10 protein-coding genes are annotated in these 13,285 nt (G+C 49.9%); 9 read left to right on the plus strand and 1 reads right to left on the minus strand.

The window, feature by feature from the left end:
- The first annotated feature begins 228 nt into the window (after positions 1 to 228).
- From IFO68_RS15115 to IFO68_RS15135, 5 genes are all read left to right on the plus strand, one after another.
- Complete coding sequence (locus IFO68_RS15115) at positions 229 to 1,281, plus strand: 3-deoxy-7-phosphoheptulonate synthase (RefSeq protein WP_192016688.1); 1,053 nt, start codon at positions 229 to 231, stop codon at positions 1,279 to 1,281.
- Between the two features lie 84 nt (positions 1,282 to 1,365).
- On the plus strand, positions 1,366 to 1,851 hold the full coding sequence (locus IFO68_RS15120; protein ID WP_027252148.1) for a YajQ family cyclic di-GMP-binding protein: 486 nt from the start codon (positions 1,366 to 1,368) through the stop codon (positions 1,849 to 1,851).
- 272 nt (positions 1,852 to 2,123) lie between these two features.
- Positions 2,124 to 3,746 carry a glycoside hydrolase family 19 protein gene (locus tag IFO68_RS15125; RefSeq protein ID WP_225445261.1) on the plus strand — a complete coding sequence of 541 codons (1,623 nt, stop codon included), beginning with the start codon at positions 2,124 to 2,126 and terminating at the stop codon, positions 3,744 to 3,746.
- A 239-nt stretch (positions 3,747 to 3,985) separates the two neighbouring features.
- Complete coding sequence (locus tag IFO68_RS15130) at positions 3,986 to 4,603, plus strand: DNA-J related domain-containing protein (RefSeq protein ID WP_192016689.1); 618 nt, start codon at positions 3,986 to 3,988, stop codon at positions 4,601 to 4,603.
- Positions 4,604 to 4,726: 123 nt separating this feature from the next.
- Positions 4,727 to 5,569, plus strand: coding sequence for a pirin family protein (locus tag IFO68_RS15135; protein WP_192016690.1), 843 nt, complete (start codon positions 4,727 to 4,729; stop codon positions 5,567 to 5,569).
- A 62-nt stretch (positions 5,570 to 5,631) separates the two neighbouring features.
- On the opposite strand, the gene lpxL is transcribed toward IFO68_RS15135, so the two are convergent.
- Complete coding sequence (gene lpxL, locus IFO68_RS15140) at positions 5,632 to 6,561, minus strand: LpxL/LpxP family Kdo(2)-lipid IV(A) lauroyl/palmitoleoyl acyltransferase (protein WP_192016691.1); 930 nt, start codon at positions 6,559 to 6,561, stop codon at positions 5,632 to 5,634.
- Between the two features lie 568 nt (positions 6,562 to 7,129).
- On the opposite strand from lpxL, the gene IFO68_RS15145 reads away from it, so the two are divergent.
- The 4 genes from IFO68_RS15145 to IFO68_RS15160 all read left to right on the plus strand — a co-directional run bounded on the left by IFO68_RS15145 (position 7,130) and on the right by IFO68_RS15160 (position 13,216).
- On the plus strand, positions 7,130 to 7,423 hold the full coding sequence (locus IFO68_RS15145; protein ID WP_027252143.1) for a winged helix-turn-helix domain-containing protein: 294 nt from the start codon (positions 7,130 to 7,132) through the stop codon (positions 7,421 to 7,423).
- Between the two features lie 397 nt (positions 7,424 to 7,820).
- Entirely contained in the window at positions 7,821 to 8,435 is a 615-nt protein-coding gene (locus tag IFO68_RS15150) for a DUF2760 domain-containing protein (RefSeq protein WP_027252142.1), read from the plus strand.
- Complete coding sequence (locus tag IFO68_RS15155; RefSeq protein WP_192016692.1) at positions 8,435 to 10,270, plus strand: Hsp70 family protein; 1,836 nt, start codon at positions 8,435 to 8,437, stop codon at positions 10,268 to 10,270. The genes IFO68_RS15150 and IFO68_RS15155 overlap by 1 nt, the downstream gene beginning before the upstream one ends.
- A 123-nt stretch (positions 10,271 to 10,393) precedes the next feature.
- Positions 10,394 to 13,216 carry an Hsp70 family protein gene (locus IFO68_RS15160; RefSeq protein WP_192016693.1) on the plus strand — a complete coding sequence of 941 codons (2,823 nt, stop codon included), beginning with the start codon at positions 10,394 to 10,396 and terminating at the stop codon, positions 13,214 to 13,216.
- The last annotated feature ends 69 nt before the right edge of the window (positions 13,217 to 13,285 follow it).

Consider the following 13,285-nt stretch of genomic DNA (forward strand, 5'->3'; position numbering starts at 1 on the left):
CAAAGTAGCTCAGCATCCGAGTTACTCTCAAAGGTAAGCACCATTATTATGCTTACAGGAAACATAACAATTCACTTTTGTCCGGTGCAACCATTATTCAGGTTTTCTTCAGATCCCAGTAAATTCAGGCCATAAAGGTGATGGATATTAATCGTTTGGTTTATTCCTGCGGCCTTTTAGGCTATCTTTATCCGTCATCAATGTTACACCTGAAAAGCAGGCGCCCAAATGCCCCAAAAAACCGATGAACTTCGTACCGTCAGTCTCGGACGTATGCCTTCTCCAGACGAGGTGGAAGCCGCCCATCCGATGACAGATACCACCGCCAAGCACATCGCTCATTCCCGCCGTGAGATCGAAAACATTCTGACAGGCAAAGATAACCGCCTTCTGGTCATCGTTGGCCCATGTTCAGTCCATGATACAGAAGCCGCTCTGGACTATGCGCGTCGCCTGCTGACACTAAAAGACAAATACCAGGAAAAACTGTGCATTGTAATGCGCACCTATTTCGAAAAACCACGGACTGTCGTTGGCTGGAAGGGCCTGGTTTCCGATCCCCATCTTGATGGTAGTCTGGATTTAGTTGCCGGTTTGTACAAAGCCAGAAAACTACTGCTCGACATTAATCAGCTGGGCATGCCAACAGCGACCGAGTTCCTTGATATGATCACAGGCCAGTACATTGCGGACTTGATCAGCTGGGGAGCGATTGGCGCACGTACCACTGAATCTCAGATACACCGTGAAATGGCCTCTGCGCTTTCCTGCCCGGTAGGATTTAAAAACGGCACCGATGGTAATGTGAAAATTGCGATAGATGCGATTCGTGCCACCCGTGCACCGCACGTTTTTTGCTCCCCGGCAAAAAATGGCGAGATGACGATTTACAAAACCGCGGGCAATCCCCATGGCCACATTATTTTGCGTGGCGGAAAAATGCCAAATTATCACGCAGAAGACATTCAGGCAGCCTGTGACGCGCTGGAAGAGTTTGCGCTGCCGACTAAGCTGGTAGTCGATTTCAGCCATGGAAACTGTCAGAAGCAACATAAACGCCAGCTTGATGTGGCTGCCGACATCTGTAAACAATTGACAGATGGCAGTCGCTACATTGCCGGCATTATGGCAGAAAGCTTTATTGTTGAAGGTAATCAGTCACTGGAAAGCGGCCAGGAAAAAGGCCTGACCTATGGTCAATCCATCACCGACCCTTGCATAAGCTGGGAAGATACTGAAGAAATGCTTGCCATGCTCGCTGCTGCAGTCCAAAAACAATAAGCCAGGCCAAAAGCCACTAGTTACAATAATCTGGCGTTTTATGATATAAAAACGCCCATTAACAATGATGAGCAGGAATACACCATGCCTTCTTTTGATATTATTTCTGAAGTCGATACCGTTGAGCTGAAAAATGCGGTAGATAACAGTAACCGCGAGCTGGACACCCGCTTTGATTTCCGCAATGTTGAAGCCACTTTCAGTCTGAATAAAGAAATCGTGAAAATGTCTGCTGAAGCTGAGTTTCAGCTGCTGCAAATGCGCGATATCCTTCGCGGAAACTTAGCCAAACGCGGCGTTGATGCCCGCGCGATGGAAACCAAAGACATGGTTCACACTGGGAAAACCTATTCACAGGAAGCCATGTTTAAGCAAGGGATTGATACCCCTGTGGCTAAGCAAATAGTCAAAATGCTAAAAGATTCCAAGATCAAAGTGCAAGCCTCTATTCAGGGCGACAAAGTCCGGGTAACCGGTAAAAAGCGCGATGACCTGCAAGCTGCAATGGCGCTGGTACGAAGCTCAGAAGAGCTGGATAAACCTTTCCAGTTTGAAAACTTCCGCGACTGATTCACCGCTTTATCCATTGATTTCAGGAAGGCGATACATGCCTTCCTGATCAGCCACAGAGTCAACATCAACACTTTTTACACCACTCCAATTAAGTTGTAGTGCGTTATCACAACTTCTCAGCAAGTCTCTGACTCCTTCACTGATTCCTATTGCTTGCTATCACAGTTTGTCATTTCACCTCACGACAAAACTGTCATAAGCGATACCTTAATTTGCAGTACATTTTTTCGGTCAACTGACCGGCTTTTACTGCACTTAAGGAACCAACAATGAATAACAGACACATACTGCAAAGGACGCTGAAGACAGTCCTGATCAGCAGTGCTTTACTCTCTGCCAGCGTCATGGCCACGGCGAATTACAACCCCGATGGCGTTTATAGCGCGGGTGAACAAGTCATCTATCAGGGAGCCACTTATCAAGCACTGCGCAGCACAGAAAACGAGGCACCCGATACGTTTCTGGGCGATACCTGGCAACAGGTCAACGCGCAGAATGTAACGTCATCAACAACACCGACGTATCCGGCCTACCAGAGCAGTGCTGTGTATGTAGGGGGCGACCACGTTTCTTACAACAGTCAGATTTATAAAGCAAAATGGTGGACACAGGGAGAAGCACCAGACGCCACACCCGGCACAGGCGTTTGGGAGTGGGTCAGTGCAGACAACAACCCTGATCCCGGCCCCGGCCCTGATCCGGATCCAACGCCGGAACCGACACCGGCCAACGGTATCATTGGTCAGAACCCGGATGGCAGCTATATCATGAGCAAAACCTATCTGGATGCCCGTGAAGCCGAACTGACCAGCTCGCCGGAATTCGCTGCCGTGCTGGCTTCAATCAGCACACGCGACAACGCAGTTGTAGAAGCCGTTGTTCCTGGCTTGTCTACCAACCCGGATAACGTCAAACGGGTTGAAGCCTTAATCAGTGAGCAAAAATGGGATGCGCTGTTCCCGGAGCGCAACGCCGCCTATACCTACTCTAATTTTCTGAAAGCAGTCGCGAAATTCAAAGGTTTTTGTGCCACCTATACCGATGAGCGTGCAGCGCAATCAGATGCCATCTGTGCCAAATCGCTGGCCGTCATGTTCGCGCATTTCACTCAGGAAACCGGCGCCCATAACCCCCACTCTCCTTACGAAGAATGGCGGCAGGGCCTGTTCTTTGTACGCGAAGCCGGGTGTTCGGAAGAGGCCTCTTCCTGTGGCTACAACAGTGAATGTGCCGCCAGTAACTGGCAGACCGAACAGTGGCCGTGCGGGACTAACCCCGACGGCAGTTATGTGAAGTATTTCGGTCGTGGTGCCAAACAACTGTCTTACCACTACAACTACGGCCCCTTCTCTGACTTTATCTTTAACGACGTTAACGTACTGCTACAAGATCCGGATCGTGTTGCTGACAGCTGGCTGAACCTGGCGTCTGCCGTGTTCTTCTTTGTGTATCCGCAGCCACCGAAACCGTCCATGCTGCATGTTATTGACGGTACATGGCAGCCAACAGCAACAGATATTGCTGAGAAGCGCGTGCCCGGCTTTGGTGTCACCACTATGATCATCAATGGCGGTATTGAATGCACGCTTGACACCGAGAAACCTCAGTCAGTCAACCGTATTAAATACTACCGTGGTCACGCTGCCGCTCTGGGTGTTGCCATTCCCGCAGACGAACAGCTGGGCTGTGCGGGTATGAAAGCGTTCAAGAAAACAGGTGACAGCACCTTTGGCCTGTACTGGGAAAATGACTGGAGCTATTACCCGGATAACCCGGGCGGCAGCAGCTTTGCCTGCCGGATTGAATCCGGGTATCAAACCGCACACACCACACTGAAAAAAGGCGATTATGCCAAGTGTATCCAGAAGTATTACGGCGTGACGATTGAGTAACACCACTCATTCCAGCAACATCAGATAAAGATTCCGGGATAATGAACAGCGTCATGCACTTATCCCGGATTTTTTCATGCAATAGCCTGAAAATGTGCAAGCTGTGACACCGATTCCCCTATCCGCTTTCTGTACCCTGATTTCTTTTTGTCTCACACCCGAGTTTGTTAGAGTGCCACTGCCTATCGTCGCAGACGGTGATCAGGCGACACCTTTTTCACAACTAACGGAAACACTGAATGACCCTGCCAGAGCGTCCATATGACGAACAACCTGAAAACCCGCTTATCTGGCCCATTCTCAGCCTGCTGGAAAAGCAACCCGATGGATGGATGGTGCATACCCTGGCGGAATCGTTGAAGCAGCAAGGTTTACTGAACACCTTAGACGAGGTTGCTGAGCAGGATCTGTTCAAGCGAAATTTTCTGTTGATGAATGCGCTATACCAGCTGCAGCAAATGCTGTTGCCCCGGCAGTGGCTGCAGGCTCAGGCAATGAACATCAAACTGATGCAAAATCAGGGTGATCAGCAGGTCGACGAGCAAGACCCGCTCAGGGAATACTATCTGGACTGGCAGAATTATAACTCTGATACCCACTCCATCCGCGATCTGCTGTCAACGTTCTGGCAAAGATATCAGCAACACATTGGCAACCTGAGTGTCACGACAAATGCCTCATGGCAACAAGATCTGGCCGTACTTGAGCTTCCCGCTGATGCCAGTCCGGCACAAATACGCAAACAATGGCGAAGGCTGGCATTGCGCTGGCACCCTGATCGCCCGGAAGGTAATACAGAGAAATTCCGACAGGCCTGTGAAGCCTGGCAGCGCATTCAAAGCCGCCTCCACAACTAACCCCAAACGCCAACTCATTCAATTTTTTCTAATAAGCTGTTCGTCAGCCTGAACTGTTCTGTTGCCTTTGCCCGGCGTACACTTTTTTCAAACTACGCCGGAAGCTGATATTCGGAGGCAATCATGGCAATCAGACACATTCAACATATCCTGCGCTCTCACCCATCGTCAGATGGTGATGGTGTCAAAATTCAACGCGTGCATGGTTTCGACAATGCGGCATTCTCGCCTTTTCTGATGGTTGATGAGCTCAAGTCTGATCAGGCCGCTGACTATATTGGCGGGTTTCCACCTCATCCGCACCGAGGCATAGAAACACTGACTTATATGTTACGCGGTCACTTCCAGCACCAAGACCACTTGGGCAACAAAGGCGAGCTGAAAGACGGTGGTGCGCAATGGATGTCGGCAGGTAAAGGGGTTATTCACAGTGAGATGCCCATCATGGCCGACGGGCAATTACATGGTTTTCAAATTTGGATAAACCTGCCCGCCAACAAAAAAATGTTGCCCGCTCAGTACCATGACTTCCAGTCTGACGTGATTACAGAGAAACAACTAAATGAGCAGAACCTGATTCGTGTTATTGCCGGCGATCTCACCATTGACGGTGACACTCTGACAGGTCCGCTACAAGATACGGGTGTACCCACCACTATTGCAGACTGGCGAGCAGCAGCCGGTGAGCAATTGAACAGTTGCCTGAACCCGGATTTCCAGGCCATGCTGTATGTTTACCAGGGAGCAGTCAGCATCGAGGGACGACATGCCAAAGCCGGTGAACTGGTGATGTTAACCGCCGGTGAAGGTCTGGCAATAACAGCCACAGAAGATACCGGGCTGCTATTGCTATCGGGCACTCCGATAAATGAGCCAGTGGCACATTACGGCCCTTTTGTCATGAATACCATGGAAGAGATCGAGCAAGCGATTCGTGATTATCAGACCGGCCAGCTGACCGACTAGCTGATAGCCACAAGCCCTACGAAAACAGCCCGCAATGCGGGCTGTTTTTTATCTTTCGCCAATCAGTATAAACTGGCCTCGCCTTCGGGACGGGTCTTAAACCGCCGGTGCAGCCACATATACTGCTCTGGTGCCTGCATGATCATAGGTTCTACCGCGTGTTTGTTGATATAGACTGCTGCCGCATCCGGATCATTATGCGGGAAGTCTTCCAACGGTTTAAACACTCTGAGTGTATACATACCGTCATCGGTGTCGCGGACCAGGGCAATAGGTACAATGGCACAATCAGTGGCATCAACCAGTAAACTGGTTCCTACCGTCGTACACGCCTTATCAACGGCAAACAGGGGCGCAAAGGTTGAACGGCGACGACCATAATCATGATCAGGGGCATACCAGACCCGCTCCCCTTCACGCAAGGCACGGAACATCCCTTTGACATCTTTGCGATCCAGCATATAACGGTTAGAACGCACCCGGCCTTTAAACTGGAAATAATCAAAACAAGGGTTATTGTTCGGACGGTAGACACCCACACCCGGCGCTCTAAGGCCGAATGCGCGGGCTCCGACTTCCAGATTCATGGAATGAACGGCCACCAGCAGTACACCTTTACCTTGCTTATCCAGCTCATCCAGATACTCAACACCTTCAAACCGGATGTGGCGTTTAACCCGCCATTCAGGCCAGAACCAGGCCATGCCGGTTTCAAACAAAGCCAGTCCGGCATTGTCGATATTTTTCTTAATCAACGCATCACGCTCATCCTTTGGCATATCTGGAAAGCAGAGTTCCAGATTACGCTCAATGGTATAACGACGCTTTTTGAGCAATTTGATTGCCAGCCTGCCGACACCTTTACCCATCAGAAACTGAATACGGTAAGGGAGTAAACTGATGAGTTTCATAGTGCCAATCATCAACAAGGTCGGCCAGTATCGGGGGTGAAGAAGTTCGGCCTTAAATTCCGGTGCCGTCAATTTGCTCATAACAGAGACGATTTTCCTTATTGTTTGAAGCGAAGCCTGCACTGTCATCGTCGTGGGCAGACAGGAAAAGAACAATGTATTGTATACCAGCATGGCAAGCTTGCAAGAACCACAGCACCTGGTCTGTTCACCTGGCTACTATCCCTGCAGTGCCAAACAAAGAAAAAAGAAAAGCCACCCGCAGGTGGCCAGTTGAAAATTATAATTTTAGTCTGTTGTTATTATAATTCTGAATCCCTGCACAGTATCAGCGCTTCCCCTAAGCCCTGAAGCAGTGATCACAGATACTCCCTCTTCTTCACATCACTGCATTAACATTCACGTAATACGCGCTTTGTTTCTGCTGTGTCTGGTTTCATTATTTGTATGCACTATTCGGGCCAACTTTATCCAATCATTAATTTCAATCTGTTACGGTTTTACAAAGATGACGACTTCAGACAGCTGTAAAACTCTCTGACAATAGCAACGACTGCCGGCTGCATCAAAACGCCGTTCATCCTGCCTGAAATTGGTGATACTCTGGCATCGTCAGTTAAGATGTTTAAACGGAGTTAACACGGCAGTTATGTCCATCAGTAAAACCAAATCCAGCTTTTATCGTCGCTTATATGTCGCCCACCTGATCGACCAGGGCATCGCGACAGTGCCCGCATTGCTTGAATATACGGGTATGCCGAGGCGCACAGCGCAAGACACCATTAAAAGCCTCTCCGACCTCGATATTGTGTGTGAATTCAAACAGGCAGAGGGAGAACGCCACCGAAGCGGACGGTATGAAATTCAGGAATGGGGCGCAATCAACAAACAATGGATTGCCGACAACCTCACTGACATAAAAGCAGTGCTTGATTACCCCTGATGCACTATCTGCTGCGCAAGTTATCGCAGCCTGCAACTCATAATGCGTTGCATTTTGCCTGTCTGATTTTCTGACACTCCTGTAAAGTTAATGCGAATTTCACACAGGCTCAAAAAATAGACTAAAAAGTAATGAAGGGCGGTAAACTCCAGCCTCATTCAGCGATTTGAGCCTTACCACTGCCGCTCTTATCACAAGTGTATGTAACCTGTGACAGAAAAATGTCATATTGACTTGGTTGCAAAGTAACCTAAGAGACAGTTTCTCGCGAAACTAGCGCTAAAAATGGCGTGTTTACTGGCTATATTAGCAATATGTTGTGTTAATATTCGGGCCAAAATTTTTCAGCTTGTCACGGACAAAAGAGAAGATAAATATGGCTTTAGACTTTTCAAAAATGACGGTGGATTTATCCGCAATGCCAACCACTATTGATATGGCACATGGCGTACTGGCCGCTCTGGTTGTTATTCTTTTACTGCTATACGTGACAAAGAAAGGCAAACCGGTAGAAGTTGAGAAAGTCGTCGAGAAAGAAGTCCAGGTTGAAAAAATTGTCGAAGTCGAAAAACCGGTCGAAAAGATTGTTGAAGTAGAGAAAATTGTTGAGGTGGAATCTAAACTCAAAACCGCAACGCCTGACGCTGCGCTTCAGCTCCTGTCTCTGCTGCAAAAAGAAGCACGTTTCATCGACTTTATGCAAGAAGATCTGAAAGGCTTTGCCGATGCCGAAATTGGCGCGGCAGCCCGGGTTATTCACGAAGGCGGTAAAAAAGTACTGGATGAATATTTCCGGTTTGCGCCAGTGCGCAGTGAAGAAGAAGAAACCCGCATCACCTTACCAGAAGGCTTTAATGCCTCTGAAGTCCGCCTGACAGGCAATGTGGTGGGTAATGCACCTTTCACTGGCACCCTCATTCACCGCGGCTGGAAAGTTACAGAAATTCATTTACCTAAAATGTCAGACGGACACGACCCTCGTATCCTGTCGGCTGCTGAGGTTGAGCTATAATGCAAGCACATCAAGAACATAAATACAGTGTGGGTATTGACCTTGGCACCACCCACTGCGTTCTGTCTTATGTTGATTTACAACAGGACGATGCACCGGTCACTGTGATGCCAATCGCCCAGCTGACCACTCCGGGCAATGTAGAAGACAAGTCGCAATTGCCTTCTTTCATGTATCAGGCACACGAATCTGAGCTGGCACCAGGGGATACTACCCTGCCGTGGGATGCTCAGCCGAATGCGATTGTGGGTGCGATGGCCCGCCATTTAGGCAGTAAAACCCCTATCCGTTTAATCGCCAGTGCCAAAAGCTGGTTGTGCCATGGCGGCATTAACCGTCGTGATGCCTTTCTGCCGCTGAATGCGCCAGAAGAAGTGACTAAAGTTTCTCCACTGGCTGCGACCCGCGCTTATTTGTCTCACCTGGCCAGAGCCTGGGATCACAAACACCCTGATGCATCACTGTTCGATCAGGATGTTACCATTACCGTACCGGCCTCCTTCGACCCCGCGGCTCGCGATTTAACGGCAGAAGCGGCGCGCGAAGTGGGCTTCAAACACCTGACGCTGTTAGAAGAGCCACAGGCAGCGGTATACAGCTGGATCAAGAATAACGATGACACCTGGCGTGATCAGGTCAGCGTGGGCGATGTCGTCCTGGTTGTTGATATCGGTGGTGGTACTACCGACCTCTCACTGGTCGCCGTGACGGAAGAAGACGGTAACCTGACGCTGAATCGTGTTGCTGTCGGTGATCATATTTTGCTGGGTGGCGATAACATGGATCTGGCGCTGGCTTACCGTCTGAAGGCCAAACTGGCGCAGGAAGGCAAGGCGCTGCAACCCTGGCAGATTCAAGCCATTACCCACGCTTGCCGTGATGCTAAAGAAGCCCTGCTGACAGACGATACTCTGCAGGCTGTTCCCATTGTGGTGCCAAGCCGGGGTTCCAAGCTGCTGGGTGGTACACTGCAGACTGAACTGACCCAAGAGGAAGTACAGCAAACACTGGTAGAAGGCTTCTTCCCACAAACAGGCATTGAAGAGCATCCGGTTGAAATGCAGCGCGGTGCTCTGACACAAATGGGACTGCCTTACGCACAAGATGCCGCTATTACCCGTCATATTGCCGGTTTTCTGAGTCGTCAATCCTCCGCCGTGGATGAACTTTTTGACAGCTTTGAGCAAATTCATGACGGCTTTATTCGTCCGACTGCAATTTTGTTCAACGGTGGTGTGCTGAAATCCGATCTGCTTTCTCAACGCCTGACGTCCACCATCAATCAATGGCTGACCCAGGCCGGCAGCCCGGAAGCCAAACGCCTTCAGGGACTGGACTTGGATCTGGCTGTTGCCCACGGGGCTTCCTATTACGGCTCAGTGCGCCAGGGCAAAGGCGTTCGCATTCGCGGTGGTATTGCCAGCAGCTACTATGTGGGCATTGAAAGTGCCATGCCGGCCATTCCGGGTATGGAGCCACCTGTAGAAGCACTTTGCGTAGCGCCTTTTGGTATGGAAGAAGGCAGTCATGCAGACGTATCAGGCAGAGAATTCGGCTTGATCATTGGTCAGCCCGTGACTTTCCGATTCTTCGGTTCAACAGTTCGCCGGGAAGATGCACCGGGTGTCCTGCTTGACTGGTGGCAACCAGAAGAGCTGGAAGAACTGCCAGCGATTCAAGTGACCCTACCGGTATCCGATGGTCGTTCTGCGGGCCAGATCGTTCCGGTTTCACTGGCGGCACGGGTGACAGAATTGGGCACCCTATGCCTGGAAGCCATTCCAACTGATGGCGGTCAGAAATGGCAAGTAGAGTTTGACGTTCGGGAAAGTTAATGCTTTCTCAGATGATATTTCGACGGCGCATTCATTGCGCCGTTATTTTACCCAGCTTACCCAGTTTCAGCCACATGCTGGTTACACGGTAACATCCGAGTAAAAACAGGCACGGAGTCTTACATGTCTTCTCCCCGATATTTAGTGGGTATAGATTTAGGTACAACACATACCGTTGTCGCCTACTGCCCTGTTACTTCTGATCTTCAACATGAAGCTGTAAAGATTTTCGACATCGACCAGCTCATCGCCCCCGGTGAAGTGGCACGCAAACCCCTTTTACCCTCGTTCAGATACCATCCTACAAGCGGTGAAATAGCACCTGATCTGTGTGTTCTGCCCTGGGATAACAACCCCGTTAATGGCGACTTTCCAGAGGCGATCATAGGTGATTATGCCCGCGAATTAGGGGCCAAAGTTGAAGGCCGGCAAGTCACTAGTGCAAAAAGCTGGTTATCTCATACGGGCGTTGATCGCAATCAACCGATTCTGCCATGGGCAGCCAGCAGCGGTGTGCAAAAAGTATCGCCGGTTATTGCCAGTGCGAGTTACCTGAACCATGTCCGTCAGTGCTGGGACTACCACCATCCACAAGATAAACTTGCCCACCAGGATGTTGTTATCACCATACCCGCTTCTTTCGATGAAGGCGCCAGAGCGCTAACGATAGAAGCGGCCAAACTGGCCGGGCTAAGCCATATGGTATTGCTCGAAGAACCACAGGCCGTATGCTACGACTGGTATTCCCGTCACCACAATGAAGCGGAAACCCTGTTGAAAGATATACCGCTTTTAATGGTGTGCGACATTGGCGGCGGTACCACAGACCTCAGCCTGATTAAAGTCAGCTACCATAATGAAAGGCTTAAGCTTGATCGCATCGGCGTAGGTGACCACCTGATGCTGGGTGGGGATAACCTGGATTTGGCACTGGCCCATCAGGCCGAGAATATCCTGCACACCGGCGGCAAACGGCTAAGCGCTGCTGGCCTGTCGAAGCTCATTCAGCAAACACGTCGTGCAAAGGAGCAACTGCTGGCAGAGAATGCGCCCGATCAGGTGAGTGTGACGCTGCTTGGCAGTGGCTCGAAACTGATCGGCGGCAGCCGCTCGGCGGAACTCACTCAGGCGCAAGTCAACCACATAGCGCTCGACGGATTTTTCCCTGTCAGTGCGTTTGATGAACATCCTGGCCAACGTCAAAGTGCCGTTGTGGAATTCGGTTTACCCTACGCTTCAGATCCGGCTATATCCAGACATCTGGCACACTTCATCAGTGAACATAGTGCCGCCTGCCATGAGGCTATGGGCTTAGCCGAAGACAACAGCGACACATCGATTAAGGCTATTCCCCCTGCAATTTTGCTCAATGGCGGCGTATTCAACAGCCCTGTTTTGTCCGAACGTATTCAGGATATTTTTGCCCATTGGAAAGGAGCAAGCGTCACCTGTCTGGACAATCCGCATCCCGACCTTGCTGTCGCATACGGCGCCGTCGCATATGCAAAAGCCAGACACGGCGCACAGCTGAAGATTGGAGGAGGATCTGCGCGCTCATTTTTCCTCGACCTGCATACACAATCCGCTCATTCTGGTATTTGCCTGTTACCGCGAGGCACTGAAGAAGGTGTTGAAGTGGCATTGTCAGACAGAAAATTCGCACTGACATTAGGTGAACCGGTTCGTTTTAATCTGTATGCCTCTTCAGATGATGCGCCGATCTCGGCCGGGGATATCCTTACTCTGGATAAACCCCATATGACCTCGCTGCCCCCTTTTGTTATTACTCTGAACAGCGAGACCGACAGAGAATCACTGGCAGCAAACCAGAAAGACAGAGTTGATGTTACCCTGGCCTGTCAGCTCACTGAAGTAGGCACATTACAATTGGAATGCGTCAGCGCAGATATGCCAGATAAACGATGGCAGGTTGATTTTTCCGTACGAAAAGCAGCCTCTGTCGATAATAACCTTGATGCAAGTGAAGACATGCCCCATCCAACCGCCTTGCAATCAGCCCGAATCGCCATTCAGAAAGCGTATGGCGGCAGCAAAAAACACGCAGATGAAAAACCGGTAAAAACACTCAGAAACGATCTGGAAAAGTACCTCGGTAAGCGTGAAGACTGGGAAATGCCCTCATTAAGAGCCTTAGCCGACACCTTGCTTGACAGCAAAAAACGGCGGCGGCGCTCCGCTGTACATGAGCGAAACTGGCTGAAACTGACAGGTTACACGTTAAGACCCGGTTTTGGTGACCCGGTTGATGACTGGCGCATGAATCAAGTCTGGGTGCTGTATCAGCACAATCTGCAATTTCACCAGTCTGCTCAAAGCTGGAATGACTGGTGGATATTCTGGCGTCGTGTAGCAGGTGGTCTCAATCAGGCGCAGCAAGAAATCATTTACAAAGATATCGCCAAATACATTAATCCGAGCGCAACCCGCAATCCTAAATTAGCAAAAGAGATGCAAGAGCGAGGCTATGAGCAAATAGTGCGTTTAGCAGCTTCTCTTGAGCACATAGCATTTGAAAAGAAACTGCAACTGATCGAATGGTTATTCTCACGATTGCAAAAACCACAATTTGCTCAGGCGCATTGGTGGGCAATTGGCAGGATTGGCAGTCGCTTCCCGCTCTATGGAAGTCGGCATAACCTGTTAACGGCTCAGCATATCAGCTACTGCCTGCCAGAGTTATTAGATTCAGACTGGAAAGATGAACCTGATATTGCCCTTGCCGCCGTAATGATGTGCAGAAAAACAGGCGACAGAACACTGGATATTGATGATGAGTTACGACAAAAGGTAGTAGATAAACTACTGGCAAGCAAAGTGCCAGAGCGCTGGATCGAGATGGTCGCAGAGCATAAAGTGTTGACCCAGGAAGAAAACCAGCGTGTTTACGGCGATTCGCTTCCCACCGGCCTTATACTCCTGGAGTAAATATTCGCTTATTAAGCTTACGTTAGGGTATGACTGCTACTATACCGGGAATCAGAACTGCCGGTCAGT

The organism is Photobacterium arenosum, from assembly GCF_014841115.1.
GTDB classification, from domain to species: domain Bacteria; phylum Pseudomonadota; class Gammaproteobacteria; order Enterobacterales; family Vibrionaceae; genus Photobacterium; species Photobacterium arenosum.